Origin of the sequence: Arthrobacter sp. FW306-07-I (genome assembly GCF_021800405.1) — a bacterium.
In the GTDB taxonomy this organism is placed as follows: Bacteria; Actinomycetota; Actinomycetes; order Actinomycetales; family Micrococcaceae; genus Arthrobacter.
In genome coordinates, this window is the sequence record NZ_CP084550.1 from 2,108,767 (window position 1) to 2,124,862 (window position 16,096).

A 16,096-nucleotide genomic window follows, 5' to 3' on the forward strand; every position below is an offset into this window, starting at 1 on the left:
AGGTGCAGTGTGTGGCGCACGCTCTATTTGGACGTCGACGGGGTGGTCTGTCCGTTCGGCCCGGACGGCGTAACCGGCTGGGGCTCTGAATGGCGGCGCGCCAACGCCGGGCTGCTGCCGGTGGCCTTCGCTGCCAAACTCGTGACCGGGCTCAACACCCTGGCCCGGACGCCCTGGCTGCGGTGCGTCTGGCTCACCAGCTGGGAGGAACTGGCCCCGCAATACCTGTGTCCCGCCGTCGGACTTGCCGGCCGGAACTGGCCGTACCTCGCTGCGGACGGGGCCGCCGGCGGGACCGGCTGGTGGAAGCTCCGGGCCATCCAGGCGGATGTTGAAAAAACGGGCCCGGATGCCGTGGCCTGGGTGGACGACCAACTGGCCTTCGAGGCTGAAGCACAGCAGTGGGCCCGGATCCTTGGCCACCGCATCCTGACCGTCTCGCCGCATCCCCGGCGCGGAATAACGCCTCCGGAACTGGACCGGCTCCGGTCTTTCCTGCTCCAACCCGTGTTTTGACCTCATGCCCGGGACGCGTACGATCGTTAGGGTTTCCCGCCGGTTGTGCCCGCGCCGCAAGTCATTCCACGCAAACAGCTGGTGAACTATGCTGTGCAAGGCAGCCTGGTAAGTGAAACTGCTGAACGTCGACTCTGCAGATTGGGCAACAGGTGGATATCACCTTCATGGTGGCGCTGGTCATCGCACTGGCACTATTTTTCGACTTCACGAACGGCTTCCACGACACCGCGAACGCCATGGCAACGCCCATCGCGACGGGTGCCATCAAGCCCAAGACGGCCGTCGCCCTGGCGGCGGTGCTGAACCTCGTGGGCGCATTCCTTTCCACCGAGGTTGCCAAGACAATCTCCGGCGGCATCATCAGGGAGGGATCCGGCGGCGTCCAGATCACCCCGGAGATCATCTTCGCCGGGCTGATGGGTGCCGTCCTGTGGAACATGATCACCTGGCTCAAGGGCCTGCCGTCCAGTTCGTCGCACGCGCTGTTCGGCGGACTCATCGGCGCAGCCATCGTCGGCGCGGGTTTCAACTCCGTCAACCTTGAAACCCTGCTCCAGAAGGTCATCCTTCCCGCTGTTTTCGCACCTGTCATTGCCGGCCTTGCCGCCTACGTCTGCACGCGCCTGGCCTACGCCCTGACCTCCCGCCACGATCCCGAGACGGGCACCAAGCTCACCCAGAAGCGCGGCGGCTTCCGCACCGGGCAGATCTTCACCTCCAGCCTGGTGGCCCTGGCCCACGGCACCAACGACGCCCAGAAGACCATGGGCATCATCACCCTGGTCCTGATCGCCGCCGGAACCCAGGCCCCCGGCTCCGGCCCCCAGCTCTGGGTGATCTCGGCCTGCGCCCTGGCCATCGCCATCGGCACTTACGCCGGCGGCTGGCGCATCATCCGCACCATGGGCTCGGGCCTGACCGAGGTCAAGCCCGCCCAGGGCTTCGCGGCGGAGACCAGTACAGCGTCCGCCATCCTCGCGTCCTCGCACCTGGGCTTCGCCCTTTCCACTACGCAGGTGGCCTCCGGCTCCGTGATCGGCTCGGGAATGGGCCGCCGCGGGACCACGGTCCGCTGGAACATGGTGGGCAAGATCGCCCTGGGCTGGCTCTTCACCCTCCCGGCCGCAGGCGTTGTCGGCGCACTGACCGCCCTCCTGGTGAAGACCGGCGCCGTGGGCGTCCTCATCGCCGCCGTCGCGGGCAGCGCGGCTGTCCTGTTCATGTTCTTCTACTCACGAAAGTCCTCCGTGAGCCACCAGAACGCCGTCGAGGTGGAGGAAGCCGGCCAGGCCGTCCGCTTCGCAAAGAAGAAGGCCCGGGCCGAAGCCAAAGCGAAAGCCAAGGCCGACGCAAAAGCCAGGGCAGAAGCAAGAGCAAAAGCAACCGACCGCAAGGAGACTCAACGATGAAGTGGTTGGAACTCCTGACCGTTGCAGGCGCCACCCTCGTGTCCGCGGCAATCGTGGTGACCCTCTACTCGCTGGGTGTCCGGTTCACAGCGATTGCCGCTGACGCCCAGCAGGCGTCCCCCGGCGTCAAGCGCTCCTTCGCCTACATCTGCTTTGGGTTGTGTGGCGTGGCAGTCCTCTTCGGGCTGTACCTGATCATCCCGTACTTCTCGAAGTAGCACTGCCCTTCTCCACGCAGCACTGCCGGGCCGGTGGCCGGGCCCCCTGATTGGCGGGGTTGCGCCGGCTCGCTAGGCTGGGGCCATGCCACGCATCCAGTACTTTGTTGCCGCATCCCTTGACGGCTTCATCGCCACCACCGCAGACGACCTGGGCTGGCTGTTGCAGTTCGACGGTTTCGAGGGCGGAGCTGACAGCTACAACGACTTCATGTCCGGGGTTGGCTGCATCGTCATGGGCGGGGAAACCTTCGCCTGGTTGCAGGAGCACGAGCCGGGCAAGTGGCCGTACAACGGTACGCCCAGCTACGTGTTCACCCACCACGAATACCGTGCGCCGGAGGGTGCCGACATCACCTTTGTCCGCGGTGACGTCCAGGAATTCATTGCGGACTTCCGAAGTGCCGCCGGGGACAGGAACATCTGGGTGGTTGGCGGCGGCAACCTCGCGGCCCAGTTCGCCGACGCAGGCCTGCTGGATGAAATCATCCTCTCCGTCATTCCGGTGGTGCTGGGCGCAGGGAAGCGGCTGCTGCCCATGAAGGGCCCGACGCCGGCACTTGAGTTGGCTGCCTCCCGCACCCTGGGCAGGGGGATCGTCGAGCTGCGCTACCTGCTGCCCTCGGCTTCCGGCCCGCAGGCCTGAGCCCGAAGGCCCTGGGCCTGACTCAGGCGACGTTATCCCGGAGCATATTGGTGATCCTGGCGGTTGACAGGCGCCGTCCCTGCCCGTCCGTCATGACGATCTCGTGGGTGGTCAATGTGCGTCCCAGGTGAATGGCGGTGCACGTGCCCGTCACCAAGCCCTCGGCGATGGACCGGTGGTGCGTGGCACTGACCTCGATGCCCACGGCGTGGCGGTCCGGTCCGGCATGCATTCCCGCGGCGAAGGAGCCCAAGGTTTCCGCCAGCACCACGTGCGCGCCGCCATGCAGGATCCCCGCCACCTGGGTGTTGCCCTCCACGGGCATGGTGGCAACGGTGCGTTCAGGGCTCATCTCCAGGAAATGGATGCCCATCTTCACCACCAGTGCGCCGACGCCGAACCTCCCCAGCCAGCCGTGCATGTGGTCGGGAATACCGGCAGCTGCCAGCTCTTCGGCGAAAGCGCCCGGCGTGAAATTGTCTGTCATGGCAACTAGGCTGGCACCTGTGAGTGAAACAACCAAACCGGCTCCCTTCCCGTCCCAGGCCATCGATGAGGGGGCTGCCCCGCAGTCCCGCTCCGCCGCCCCAAAGCCTGCTGCCAAGAGCGCCGCCCCCGCTGCCGGAGGGTCTGTTTCAGCTACCGAAGCGCCCGTCATTCCCATTACCGACCAGCCGCGGCTGCTGGTCCTGGACGGCCACTCCATGGCGTTCCGTGCCTTCTTCGCCCTGCCCGCGGACAAGTTCTCCACCTCCAACGGCCAGCACACCAACGCCATCCACGGTTTCACCTCCATGCTGATCAACCTCATCAAGGAGCAGCAGCCCACCCACATCGCGGTCGCTTTCGACGTCTCGGACGAATCCACGCACCGGAAGACCGAGTACAGCGAATACAAGGGTGGCCGGAACGAAACACCGCGCGAGATGAGCGGCCAGATCGACCTCATTGCCCAGGTCATGGAAGCCTGGGGCATCAAGACCATCAAGATGCCGGGCTACGAAGCCGACGACATCCTGGCCACCCTTGCCGCCATGGGGGAGAAGGCAGGCTACGAGGTGTTGCTCGTCTCCGGCGACCGGGACGCCTTCCAGCTGATCACGGACAACGTCTTCGTCCTGTACCCGCGGAAGGGTGTCAGCGACATCCCCCGGATGGACGCCGCGGCCATCGAAGCAAAGTACTTCGTCAGTCCGTCCCGCTACTCCGATCTCGCAGCGCTGGTGGGGGAGACAGCGGACAACCTCCCGGGCGTGCCCGGCGTTGGCCCCAAGACGGCGGCCAAGTGGATCAACCAGTACGGCGGCCTGGAAGGCGTCCTGGAACACCTCGACGCCATTGGCGGGAAGGTGGGCGACGCACTCCGGGAGAACATCGGGAACGTCAAGCGCAACCGGCGGCTGAACCAGCTCCACACCGACCTCAACCTCCCCGTCACACTGGAGGACCTCCACGAGCCGCGCCCGGACCAGGCTGCCCTGGAGGACCTCTTCGACCAGCTTGAGTTCAAGGCCATCCGTGGTCGCCTGTTCGCCCTCTACGGCGACGCAGACACCCCCGCCGCCGAACGCGAAAGCATCGACACCCCGGAATACACCGCCCCTGCCGACGCCGCCGGACTGGCCGCCTTCCTGGCCGCAGGCGCCAGCCAGCGGTCCGCCCTCGCCGTCGACCTCGTCCCGGGCCGCATCGGCGAGGACGCCGCTGCGCTGGCCATCGTCCGCGGCGACGCCGCGGTCTACGTCGACCTCGCAAACCAGGACGCGGAGACCGAGAACGTGCTCGCGGCATGGCTGCGCGATCCTGAAGCGCCCAAGGTCATGCACGGTTTCAAGGCCGCGCTCAAGGCGCTGACGGCCCGCGGCCTGGAACTGGAGGGCGTGGTGGACGACACCTCCATCTCCGGCTATCTCATCCAGCCGGACCGCCGCACCTATGAACTCGCCGAGCTCGCCCAGCACCACCTCAACGTGGGAATTCCCGCTGCCACTGCCAAAGCCGGGCAGCTGGAACTGTCCTTCGACGGCGATGACAACGCCGCGGCCGATTCGCTCGTCCAGGCCGGCGCCGTCGTGCTGGCCCTGAGCCGCTACTTCGAGGACGAACTCAAGAGCCGCAAGGCGGAGGAGCTGCTGTCCACCCTTGAGCTGCCGGTCAGCCGCGTCCTGGCGGACATGGAACTCGCGGGCATCGCCGTCGACATGGACAAGATGGACGACCAGTTGGCCGACCTTGCCAGGGTGATCGACCAGGCCCAGGAACAGGCCTTCGCCGCCATTGGGCACGAGGTCAACCTGGGCTCGCCCAAACAGCTGCAGACCGTCCTGTTCGACGAACTGCAGCTGCCCAAGACCAAGAAGATCAAGTCCGGTTACACCACGGACGCCGCGTCGTTGAAGAACCTCCTGGAAAAGACCGGGCACGAGTTCCTTGTCCAGCTCATGGCGCACCGTGAGGCCGCCAAGCTGCGGCAGATGATCGAGTCGCTGAAGAAGTCCGTGGCGGAAGACGGCCGCATCCACACCACCTACGCGCAAAACGTTGCCGCCACGGGCCGGATCTCGTCCAACAACCCCAACCTGCAGAACATCCCCATCCGCAGCGAGGAAGGCCGGCGGGTCCGCGGGATCTTCGTCGTCAGCGACGGCTACGAATGCCTTCTCTCCGCCGACTACTCCCAGATCGAGATGCGCATCATGGCCCACCTCTCCGGGGACGCTGGGCTGATCCAGGCGTACAAGGACGGCGAGGACCTGCACCGGTTCGTCGGCTCCAACATCTTCCATGTCCCCACGGACCAGGTCACCAGCGCCATGCGCTCCAAGGTCAAGGCGATGTCCTACGGCCTTGCCTACGGATTGACCTCCTTCGGCCTGTCCAAGCAGCTGGAAATTTCCGTTGATGAGGCCCGTACCCTCATGAAGGACTACTTCGACCGCTTCGGCGCCGTGCGCGACTACCTCCGGGGCGTGGTGGACCAGGCCAGGGTTGATGGGTACACGGCCACCATCGAGGGACGCCGCCGCTACCTGCCGGACCTCACCAGCACCGACCGGCAGTTGCGTGAGAACGCTGAACGCATCGCGCTGAACAGCCCCATCCAGGGTTCGGCCGCGGACATCATCAAACGCGCCATGTTGGGAGTCCATGCCGAACTCCAGGCCCAGGGCCTGAAGTCCCGCATGCTGCTCCAGGTCCACGACGAATTGGTCCTGGAGGTGGCGGCAGGGGAGCGGCCTGCCGTGGAGAAACTGGTGACCGAGCAGATGGCCGCTGCCGCGGACCTCAGCGTCCCCCTGGAAGTCCAGATCGGCGTCGGACCCAGCTGGTACGACGCCGGCCACTAGCCCCGCCGCGGACGCCGGCGATATGCGGCGCTGTTTTTGCTGGTCAGGCGCCGGATCCATTGGCTAGGCTCGGGTAAATGGGTGATCTGAGCGGAAACTATGAAATCCGGCGCTTTCCTGCCGTGTCCAAAGGCAAAGACGGGTACGCCGAAGCCGAAACCTGGGGCAGGGCGGTGGGCTTCGGCTTCCATGACTCCACCCGCACCCCGGAGCACGTGGCGCGGTCCATGGCCACCTACGAGGTCGACGGCAGGATCTTCACCGGCGCCTACCAGACCGGAACACCGGCAGAGCACTCGCTCCCGGCCGAGGTGCCCGTGGCTACTTTCGGGACGTTCCGGAAAACCCTCAACATCGGTTTTGGCCGGATGCTGGAAGCCCAGATGGTTACCGCCGTCACCGTCCGGACTTCGCACCGCCGCCGCGGCCTGCTGCGGCGCATGATGACCGGGGATCTGCAGGCAGCCAAGGACGACGGCATCGCGGTGGCCGCCCTTACCGCCTCCGAAGGGAGCATCTACGGGCGGTTTGGTTACGGCGTGGCCAGCCTCGAGCGGACCGTCAAGGTGGACACCACGGCCCGGTTCAGCCTGCGCCACCACGCAACGGGAACCGTGGAGGTGGCGGACCCGAGGGTCCTGCTCGAGGTTGCCCCTAAAGTCTTCGACCGCGTGCACCGCCACACCCCCGGCTCCCTCGGGCGCCAGGAGTGGTACTGGCTGCTCGCTTCGGGGTCGATGGGCCGTGACGGCAAGGAGGACCCCGCCATCAAGGCGGCTCTGCACTACGGCCCGGACGGCGGTGTGGACGGCTACGTGTCCTACAAGTTCGCCGGCTGGGAGACTACACCCGCCACCGTGGAGGTCGTGGACCTTGTTGCCGCCACGGATCATGCCTATCTGGAACTGTGGCAATACCTTGGTGCCATCGACCTCGTGGAACGTGTGTCCTGGAACGAGGCCCCGGTGGACGATCCCTTGGCCTGGGCGCTGGTGGACCCGCGGTGCATCGACGCCTCGGACAGCCGCGACATGCTCTGGCTCCGGATCCTCGACATCCCGCAGGCCCTGGCCGCCCGGCGCTACCCTGCGGACGGACGGCTGGTCCTCGAAGTGGGGGACCCACTGGGCCTCACCGGTGGAACTTTCGCGCTGGACGTCCAGGGCGGCGAGGCCGCCGTCGAACGTGTTCCAGCGGGGAAAGCAGACCTGGCACTGGACGTTTCGGCGCTGTCCTCCATCTACCTGGGCGGGATCAGCCCCGTGACGCTGAAGGCGGCAGGTGCCCTCTGCGAGGCAACTCCGGGCGCGGCCTTCAAAGCGCAGCAGCTGTTCGCGGTGGAGCGGCCCACTCACTGCCTGACGCACTTCTAATCAGCTGCCGGCCTGCCCCGCTTCCGCTTTGACCCGCATTGCCGGCAGCGACTAGAATAAACGGGCGTGTACCACGTGCACGCACTTGCTGCCCCTCGAGGGCGGCATTGAAAAGCAATCCACAAATCAGGATGACCCGGAGGATCCGTTTGGATCCACCGCGAATCGCGCCTGCGTTCCATGACGCGGGCGCGCCGGTTTTGCCTGACCGACTAACTATCCACAACGGAGCCCCTACTACATGACCATCACCTCCACCGAGAAGCCCGGTACCCCCGTAGTCGCGATTAACGACATCGGTACCGCTGAGGACTTCCTCGCAGCTGTCGACGCCACCATCAAGTACTTCAACGACGGAGATCTCGTCGAAGGTACCGTCGTCAAGGTCGACCGCGATGAAGTCCTGCTCGACATCGGTTACAAGACCGAAGGTGTCATCCCCTCCCGCGAGCTGTCCATCAAGCACGACGTTGATCCCGGGGACGTTGTTTCCGTCGGCGATCAGGTCGAAGCCCTGGTGCTCACCAAGGAAGACAAAGAAGGCCGCCTGATCCTCTCCAAGAAGCGTGCTCAGTACGAGCGTGCCTGGGGCGACATCGAGAAGGTCAAGGAAGAAGACGGTGTCGTCACCGGTACCGTCATCGAGGTTGTCAAGGGTGGTCTTATCCTCGACATCGGCCTGCGCGGCTTCCTGCCCGCATCCCTGGTCGAGATGCGCCGTGTGCGCGACCTGGCTCCGTACATCGGCCAGCAGATCGAAGCCAAGATCATCGAGCTGGACAAGAACCGCAACAACGTGGTCCTGTCCCGCCGTGCATGGCTCGAGCAGACCCAGTCCGAGGTCCGCTCCACCTTCCTCAACAAGCTGGAAAAGGGCCAGGTCCGTCCCGGTGTCGTTTCCTCCATCGTCAACTTCGGTGCCTTCGTGGACCTGGGCGGCGTAGACGGCCTGGTTCACGTTTCCGAGCTGTCCTGGAAGCACATCGACCACCCGTCCGAGGTTGTCGAAGTTGGCCAGGAAGTCACCGTCGAGGTCCTCGAGGTCGACCTGGACCGCGAGCGCGTCTCCCTGTCGCTCAAGGCTACGCAGGAAGATCCGTGGCAGACCTTCGCCCGCACCCACGCCCTGGGCCAGGTTGTTCCGGGTAAGGTCACCAAGCTGGTTCCGTTCGGTGCGTTCGTCCGCGTCGAAGACGGCATCGAAGGCCTGGTCCACATCTCCGAGCTGGCTGTCCGCCACGTCGAACTGGCCGAGCAGGTTGTCTCTGTTGGCGACGAACTGTTCGTCAAGGTCATCGACATCGACCTGGAACGCCGCCGCATCTCGCTGTCCCTCAAGCAGGCCAACGAGGGCGTCGACGCCGACAGCACCGAATTCGATCCCGCCCTGTACGGCATGGCCGCAGAGTACGACGAAGAGGGCAACTACAAGTACCCCGAGGGCTTCGACCCCGAGTCCAACGAATGGCTCGAGGGCTACGAGAACCAGCGCGCAGCTTGGGAGCAGCAGTACGCTGACGCCCAGGCCCGCTGGGAAGCACACAAGAAGCAGGTTGCCCAGCACGCTGCCGACGACGCTGCAGCTGCAACGTCCGGTGACAGCGATTCCGGCACCACCAGCTACTCCTCGGAGCCTGCTGCCACCGATTCCGGTGCCGGCACCCTGGCTTCGGACGAGGCACTTGCTGCCCTGCGTGAGAAGCTGACCGGCAACTAATTGCCGCCGGCCCGGACTCCCGGGGTGACAACAACAGACCCCCTGCCCACAAGGCAGGGGGTCTGTTGTTTAAGGCGCTGAACGACTGCGGGAAATGGGCCTGTCATCCCGCAAGGTGCTGCCGGTGTTCCCGCCTGGCGGCGCTAAAGCTCGAAGACGGCCAGGACCCTCCCGTCATCCTGCGTCAGTTCCGCGCCCGCGGCCGCCAGCAGCCTTTGGGCGCCCTGGTTTCCGACAAGGGTGCGGGCAGTGACGCGCTTCAGTCCGGCCCGGCGGGCCTCCGCCAGCACTAGGTCCAAGGCGGCGCTGCCAACGCCCCGGGAACGGAAGCTGCGGCCAAGCCAGATGCCGGTTTCCGCCGACGGGACGCCGGCGCCAGGGTTGCGCTTGAGGCGTACGGAACCGGCAATGTGGCCGCCGCTATAGACTGCCCAGGACTTTTCCGCGGCGGGGCCCTCCAGCCCGTCGGCTGCAGCGTGATGGTAGCTGAAGAACCAGGCGGTCCGGTCGAGGTTCCAGCCGGGGCCGCCCACCGGGGGAGCCACCTCATCGGGGGAGGCGTCACGCTTGGCCAGCTCCAGCAGTTGGTCCGCCACCGCCCGGTCAACGTCCACAAGGGTCACGTCAGTCGTGGTGTTCATCCACCCATTCCGTTCCGTCGGGAGTAAGCGTGGCGGACCCTGCCGTGAGCTGCAGGACCCGCTCCGTTGCGGCGGCGATAGCGTCAGCGTCGTCGGGTACGGCAACCCGGAGCACGGTATGCCGGTCCTGGTAGGTGGTTTCCGCCATGACCATGCCGGCCGCACGCAGGTCGTTCTCCAGCCGCCCCGCTGCGGCGTGGGGCACGGCGGTGGAACATACGCGCCGCCTGCTGCGCCGGACCAGCGGTGCGAGGTCCAGGGACGCGGAGACTGATTCAGAGTACGCCCGGACCAGCCCTCCTGCACCAAGCAGGACCCCGCCAAAGTAACGTACGACGACGGCACTGACGTCGCTGAGGTCCGTCACCCCTGGGGCGGTTTCCCTCTTCAGGAGGGCTTCGAGCATGGGGATGCCGGCGGTCCCCGCAGGTTCGCCGTCGTCGCTCGACCGCTGGACGGTCCGGTCGGGGCCAATAACAAACGCCGAGCAGTGGTGGCGGGCGTCATGGCACTCGCGGCGAAGGCCTGCCACCAGGTCGCGGGCTTCGTCCTCGGTGCCGGCGCGGCGGAGCACGGTGATGAATCGCGAGCGCTTGACCTCAAGCTCGTGCCGGAAATCCTGCCCAGCTGCCAGTGTGGTGTAGGACGTGGCCCGGCTGTCTGCGTTGTCTGCTGATGGTTCCCCCGGTTTCAACACCGTTTCAGTCTATGGGGAGGCTGCGGGGTCGGCGATCCATGGGACGCTCGTCCCTAACCGGCAGCCGCGCTCGGTAACCAGCATGGCCAGTGTCCGATGGCTGGGGCGGGCGGGACCAATTCACCGCAGGAAAGGGAAAGACCATGCCGAAGGTGTCGAGGGCCACCGCTTCGTCACATCAGGTGTTGCCGGGATACGTGGACGCGTATGAACATGAGGTTGCAGGTTGGACTGTCAGCATGGAGAACAACTTCATCGACATGGACCAGGCGCTCTTCTTCAAAGGTGCCCCGAACGACCAGTGCCAGGCGCACCATGTGGGCTACGTACTTAAAGGAAGGTTTGGAGTCCGGCTGGCCGATGGCAGCGAAGAAATTTTCGAAGCAGGGGATGCGTTCGTCATCGGGCCCGGACACACACCCTTTTCGTTTGCAGGCAGCGAGTATTTGGCCTTCACGCCCACAGAAGAAGCAAAGCGGCAAACAGAGCTCATGATGCCCAACATCATGAAGTTCGCCCAGGAGCAGGGATTGCAGTTGCCGGTGCAATAAGAGCATGCCGTACGGGCCGGCCCGTGTCGGTTCAGTATGGTGGGAGGGTGCTGAAGATCGGGTTGACGGGCGGGATCGCCTCTGGGAAATCGGTGGTGGCCGCACGGCTGGTGGAACGCGGCGCCGTATTGGTGGACGCGGATGCCCTGGCCCGTGAGGTGGTTGAGCCCCGGACCGAGGGGCTGGATCGCATCGTCGCGGAGTTCGGCGCAGGGATGCTCGACGGCGACGGGCGGCTCAACCGGCCCCGGCTGGGCGAGGCGGTGTTCGGCAATCCGGAACGCTTGGCTGCGCTGAATGCCATCGTCCATCCCCTGGTGCGCGCCCGTGCCGCGGCCATCACGGCTGCCGCCGCCGATGACGCCGTCGTTGTCCAAGACATTCCCCTGTTGGTGGAGACCGGGCAGGGCGCCGCCTTCCACCTGGTCGTAGTGGTGGACGCCCCCGACGATGTGCGGCTGCACCGCATGCAGGAGTTGCGGGGGATGACCGCGGAGGCGGCACTTTCCCGCATTGCCGCCCAGGCCACCAGGGAAGAGCGGCTGGCCGCCGCCGACGTCGTCCTGGACAACTCAGGGACCGTGCAGCAGCTGCTGGACCAGGTGGACGCGCTTTGGGACCGACGCCTGGTGCCGTTCGCCCACAACCTCGTGGAAGGGAAACGCGCACCGCGACCCGGAGCGGTTTTGGAGCCATACCGTACGGAGTGGGCGGAGGAGGCAGGCAGGATCGCAGCGAGGATTGCTGCAGCCGCGCCGGACCTCATCCTGGCGGTGGACCACATCGGCTCCACTTCCGTTCCCGGCCTGGCCGCGAAGGACGTCATCGACCTGCAGGTGGCAGTGCGGGATTTGGAAGCCGCTGAAAAGCTTGCCCCGATGCTGGCCGCTGCGGGTTTTCCGGCCGTCCGTGGAGTGGAGGCCGACTCCCCGAAGCCCGGCGATCCCGACCAGTCGGCATGGTTGAAGCGGTTCCACGCCAACGCTGACCCGTGCCGTGCCGTGAATGTGCATGTCCGTGCCGCCGGCTCGGCGGGCTGGCGTTACGCGCTGATGTTCCGGGACTGGCTGCGGAGCGAGCCCCCCGCGCTGAAGCTTTACGGCGACCACAAGGCGGACCTCGCAGCCCGTTTCGCCGGTTCGCCCACCACCAAGCCGTACGCCGACGCCAAGGAACCTTGGTTCACTGACGTTGCGTGGCCGCGGATGTCGGCGTGGGCTGAGGCAACCGGGTGGGAACCGCCGTCGTACCCGTCCTGACGCCGGCCCGGCGCAGGGATGGTGTTCGCCTGTAACGGACGGGGACGTCTAGTGTCACTGCCCGGTTGTAAATTAGATCCATGAGCCTTGCGCAGGAAGTCAAACGTGTTGTAGCGCCCTTCGAAGTCATCAGCGAATTCAAGCCCGCAGGGGACCAGCCCGCAGCCATCGCGGAGCTGACCGAGCGCATCAACAACGGCGAAAAGGACGTGGTGCTGCTCGGTGCCACGGGCACCGGTAAAAGCGCCACCACCGCCTGGCTCATTGAGCAGGTGCAGCGCCCCACCCTGGTGATGGTGCAGAACAAGACCCTCGCCGCGCAGCTGGCCAACGAGTTCCGCGAACTCCTGCCCAACAACGCGGTGGAGTACTTCGTCTCCTACTACGACTACTACCAGCCCGAAGCCTACGTGGCCCAGACGGACACCTTCATCGAGAAGGACTCCTCTATCAATGAGGAAGTCGAACGGCTCCGGCACTCGGCCACGAACGCCCTGCTGACCCGCCGAGATGTGGTGGTGGTGGCCACCGTCTCCTGCATTTACGGTCTGGGCACGCCGGAGGAATACATCGCCGGAATGGTCACGCTCCGCAAGGGCGCCGAGATGAACCGGGACGACCTCCTGCGGAAGTTCGTCGCCATGCAATACTCGCGCAACGACATGGACTTCCACCGGGGAACCTTCCGGGTGCGTGGCGACACCGTGGAAATCATCCCGATGTATGAGGAACTGGCTATCCGGATCGAGTTCTTTGGCGACGAGATCGAGAACATCCAGACCCTTCACCCGCTTACCGGCCAGGTTATTCGCGACGAAGAGGAGATGTACGTGTTCCCGGCCTCGCACTATGTTGCCGGGCCGGAACGGATGGCGCGGGCCATCAAGCGGATCGAGGATGAACTGGCAGACCGGCTGAAGGTGCTGGAAAGCCAGAACAAGCTGGTGGAAGCACAGCGCCTGCGCATGCGCACCACGTACGACCTTGAAATGATGCAGCAGATGGGCTTCTGCAACGGCATCGAGAACTATTCGTCCCACATTGACGGGCGCGGGCCGGGCACTGCCCCGCATTGCCTCCTGGACTATTTCCCGGACGACTTCCTGCTGGTGGTGGATGAGTCCCACGTCACGATTCCCCAGATCGGGGCGATGTACGAAGGCGACATGTCGCGGAAGCGGAACCTGGTGGACTTTGGTTTCCGGCTGCCGTCCGCCATGGACAACCGGCCGCTGAAGTGGGACGAATTCCTGGAACGGGTAGGCCAGACCGTCTACCTTTCCGCTACTCCGGGCAAGTATGAGCTGGGCAAGGCCGACGGCTTCGTCCAGCAGATCATCCGGCCCACGGGCCTTGTCGATCCGGAGGTGGTGGTCAAGCCCACCAAGGGCCAGATCGATGACCTGCTCGGTGAAATCAAGACGAGGGTGGAGAGGAATGAACGGGTCCTGGTGACCACCTTGACCAAGCGCATGGCCGAGGACCTGACCGACTATCTCCTGGGCCACGGCGTCAAGGTGGAGTACCTCCACTCCGACGTGGATACCCTGCGGCGGGTGGAGTTGCTGCGCGAACTGCGGATGGGGTCCTTTGACGTCCTGGTGGGCATCAACCTGCTCCGTGAAGGCCTCGACCTTCCCGAGGTCTCCCTGGTCAGCATCCTGGATGCGGACAAGGAAGGCTTCCTGCGCTCGTCCACGTCGCTCATCCAGACCATCGGGCGTGCCGCCCGCAACGTGTCCGGCGAGGTGCACATGTACGCGGACCGCATCACTGACTCCATGGCCAACGCCATCGACGAGACCAACCGGCGGCGCGCCATCCAGGTGGCCTATAACAAGGAGCACGGCGTGGATCCGCAGCCGCTGCGGAAGAAGATTGCCGACATCACGGACCAGCTGGCCAAGGAAGACGCCGACACCGATGCGCTGTTGGGCAGCTTCGACTACGGCAAGGGCAAGCGCGGGATCACCGGGGCAACCAAACCCGGTGCCAAGGGAGCCAAGAAGGGTGCCGCCACGGTCCGGGCCGATGGGCTGGCGGCGGCCCCTGCCGAGGACCTGGTGGGCCTGATCGAGCAGCTGACGGAACAAATGCACGGAGCGGCCGCCGAACTGCAGTTCGAGGTGGCAGCCCGGATCCGCGACGAGGTCAGCGAGCTGAAGAAGGAACTGCGCCAGATGCAGGCCGCGGGCCACGCCTAGGCCGCACCTCTTCCCGCAACCGGCAGGGTACAGGCAACTGCCTAAGCAGGAACGGCGGGCACCCCTCAGGGGTGCCCGCCGTTTTCACCTATGGGCCGGTCCGGCCGCCTACTTCTTCCTGGCGGAGTCGATCATGTCCTTTGCTTCCTGCATAAGGCCCTTGGCTGCGTCCGAAGGTGACCTGCGGTCGAAAAGGACATCGCTGCTGTACCGCTGGATCAGCGCCTGCACTCCGGAAGAACCGGTGGGGGGTACGGGAGGGACGCCTTTCAGATCCGGCTTGATGTCCTTGAGGAACGCCGCCGCGGCTTTGTCCGCGGGCGTCAGCTGCGGGTCGATCGCTGTCTGGACTTCCGAGTTGGTGGGGAAGCCGCGCTCCGTCAGGATGGTCTTGGCCGCGTCCAGGTTGTTCAGCAGGTAGTTGACCACCTCGGAGGCTTCCTTGGGATGCTTGCTGCGTGAGGAAACCGACCAGAACATGGACGGCTTGTAGGACATGCCGTTGTCCTTGGCGCTGCCGGTGGAGCTGGGTGCTCGCAGGATCTTTACCTCAGTCTTCAGTGCGGACTGGAGCGCGTTGACCTGGTTGGTCCACCACCACGACATGGCGGTCTTGCCCGTGGCGAAGAGGGTTTGTTCAACCGGCGCGCTGATGTCTTCCGTGGCGATGTTGGCTGGAGCGGCTGCGCCCTTGTTCCGCAGGTTCAGCACATTCTCGAAGAAGGACGTCGCCGTGGCCTCCTTGAAGCCAAGGCCGCCGTCCGCCGAGTACAGCGACTCGCCGTGCTGCATGGCCCAAGTGTTCAGGTCAGAGTCCGTCAGCGAGTAGGAACTGCCGTAGTTGGTCTGGCCGGCCTTCGCCGCCGCGGCGGCGATCTGGGCAGCGGTCTTGGTGTAGTCATCCCAGGTCCAGGTTTTGTCATCCGGGATCGGGACGCCGTAGTCCTGGAACATCTTGGTGTTGATCATCACGGCCTTGGCATTTTGGCCGGTGCTAAGGCCGTACTGCTTGCCGTCCACCTGCCCGGACTTCAGGGCGTCCTGGTCAATTTTGGAAGTGTCGATGTTGCCCTGCTTTGACAGGTCCAGCAGTGCCCCGCGGCCACCGTATTCTGCGATGTAGGCCTGGTCCATCTGGATCACGTCGGGGGAGTCGTTGGCGGCGGTGGTGGTGGCAAGCTTGTCCCAGTAGCTGCTCCACACCCCCGGCTCGGCCTGGATCTTGATGTTGGGATGCGACGCCTGGAAGGCATCGATGACCTGCTGCGTCTGTTTGTTCCGCAGGTCGTTGCCCCACCATGTGAAGCGGACGGTGACATTGCCGCCGCTGTCGCTGGAGGAGGCGGAGGAGCAGCCGGTAGCCAGCAGGGCTACCGTGGCGGCGGTGGCAAAGGCCTTGGCCACCATGCTGGTGCGAAGTGGAGTCTTCATTGACCAACCTTGACTTTCTGGAAGAACACTAGGTCGACATGAGAAAGCGTTTTCTCACTGCCCGTGATTATTTCAAGCGGCATA

Annotated in this window: 14 protein-coding genes; 10 read left to right on the top strand and 4 right to left on the bottom strand. The window is 65.2% G+C overall.

The window, feature by feature from the left end:
• Positions 1-9: 9 nt before the first annotated feature.
• The 4 genes from LFT46_RS09715 (at position 10) to LFT46_RS09730 (ending at position 2,792) form a co-directional block, all read left to right on the top strand.
• Positions 10-516: an HAD domain-containing protein gene (locus LFT46_RS09715; protein ID WP_236821926.1), complete on the top strand. Its 507-nt coding sequence runs from the start codon at positions 10-12 to the stop codon at positions 514-516.
• 152 nt (positions 517-668) lie between these two features.
• The gene (locus LFT46_RS09720) at positions 669-1,928 is read left to right on the top strand and encodes an inorganic phosphate transporter (RefSeq protein WP_272910834.1); all 1,260 of its coding nucleotides are present in this window, start codon (positions 669-671) and stop codon (positions 1,926-1,928) included.
• Positions 1,925-2,146: a hypothetical protein gene (locus LFT46_RS09725; RefSeq protein WP_236802573.1), complete on the top strand. Its 222-nt coding sequence runs from the start codon at positions 1,925-1,927 to the stop codon at positions 2,144-2,146. Before LFT46_RS09720 ends, LFT46_RS09725 begins: the two co-directional genes overlap by 4 nt.
• Positions 2,147-2,231: 85 nt before the next feature.
• Positions 2,232-2,792: a dihydrofolate reductase family protein gene (locus LFT46_RS09730; protein ID WP_236821927.1), complete on the top strand. Its 561-nt coding sequence runs from the start codon at positions 2,232-2,234 to the stop codon at positions 2,790-2,792.
• A gap of 22 nt (positions 2,793-2,814) precedes the next feature.
• Here the strand turns inward: LFT46_RS09730 and LFT46_RS09735 are convergent, their stop codons facing one another.
• Positions 2,815-3,279: a hotdog fold thioesterase gene (locus LFT46_RS09735; RefSeq protein WP_236802575.1), complete on the bottom strand. Its 465-nt coding sequence runs from the start codon at positions 3,277-3,279 to the stop codon at positions 2,815-2,817.
• Positions 3,280-3,496: 217 nt separating this feature from the next.
• On the opposite strand from LFT46_RS09735, the gene polA reads away from it, so the two are divergent.
• The 3 genes from polA (at position 3,497) to rpsA (ending at position 9,229) form a co-directional block, all read left to right on the top strand.
• On the top strand, positions 3,497-6,139 hold the full coding sequence (polA, locus tag LFT46_RS09740) for a DNA polymerase I (RefSeq protein WP_236822020.1): 2,643 nt from the start codon (positions 3,497-3,499) through the stop codon (positions 6,137-6,139).
• Between the two features lie 77 nt (positions 6,140-6,216).
• Positions 6,217-7,512, top strand: a complete 1,296-nt coding sequence (locus tag LFT46_RS09745; RefSeq protein WP_236821928.1) for a GNAT family N-acetyltransferase — start codon at positions 6,217-6,219, stop codon at positions 7,510-7,512.
• A gap of 241 nt (positions 7,513-7,753) precedes the next feature.
• The gene (gene rpsA, locus LFT46_RS09750; protein ID WP_236802578.1) at positions 7,754-9,229 is read left to right on the top strand and encodes a 30S ribosomal protein S1; all 1,476 of its coding nucleotides are present in this window, start codon (positions 7,754-7,756) and stop codon (positions 9,227-9,229) included.
• A gap of 143 nt (positions 9,230-9,372) precedes the next feature.
• Here rpsA and LFT46_RS09755 read toward each other — a convergent pair whose 3' ends face one another.
• Together LFT46_RS09755 and LFT46_RS09760 are read right to left on the bottom strand one after the other, a co-directional pair.
• Positions 9,373-9,870 (bottom strand): GNAT family N-acetyltransferase, encoded by a 498-nt coding sequence (locus tag LFT46_RS09755; RefSeq protein WP_236821929.1) that lies wholly within the window; start codon positions 9,868-9,870, stop codon positions 9,373-9,375.
• Positions 9,854-10,564, bottom strand: coding sequence for an IMPACT family protein (locus LFT46_RS09760; protein ID WP_236822021.1), 711 nt, complete (start codon positions 10,562-10,564; stop codon positions 9,854-9,856). Before LFT46_RS09760 ends, LFT46_RS09755 begins: the two co-directional genes overlap by 17 nt.
• 242 nt (positions 10,565-10,806) lie before the next feature.
• On the opposite strand from LFT46_RS09760, the gene LFT46_RS09765 reads away from it, so the two are divergent.
• The 3 genes from LFT46_RS09765 (at position 10,807) to uvrB (ending at position 14,581) form a co-directional block, all read left to right on the top strand.
• Positions 10,807-11,118 carry a hypothetical protein gene (locus LFT46_RS09765; protein ID WP_236821930.1) on the top strand — a complete coding sequence of 104 codons (312 nt, stop codon included), beginning with the start codon at positions 10,807-10,809 and terminating at the stop codon, positions 11,116-11,118.
• A 47-nt stretch (positions 11,119-11,165) separates the two neighbouring features.
• Positions 11,166-12,377 carry a dephospho-CoA kinase gene (gene coaE, locus LFT46_RS09770; protein WP_236821931.1) on the top strand — a complete coding sequence of 404 codons (1,212 nt, stop codon included), beginning with the start codon at positions 11,166-11,168 and terminating at the stop codon, positions 12,375-12,377.
• 80 nt (positions 12,378-12,457) lie between these two features.
• Positions 12,458-14,581 (top strand): excinuclease ABC subunit UvrB, encoded by a 2,124-nt coding sequence (gene uvrB / locus LFT46_RS09775; protein WP_236802586.1) that lies wholly within the window; start codon positions 12,458-12,460, stop codon positions 14,579-14,581.
• 108 nt (positions 14,582-14,689) lie between these two features.
• Here the strand turns inward: uvrB and LFT46_RS09780 are convergent, their stop codons facing one another.
• Positions 14,690-16,012 carry an ABC transporter substrate-binding protein gene (locus tag LFT46_RS09780; RefSeq protein WP_236802588.1) on the bottom strand — a complete coding sequence of 441 codons (1,323 nt, stop codon included), beginning with the start codon at positions 16,010-16,012 and terminating at the stop codon, positions 14,690-14,692.
• Between the last annotated feature and the right edge of the window lie 84 nt (positions 16,013-16,096).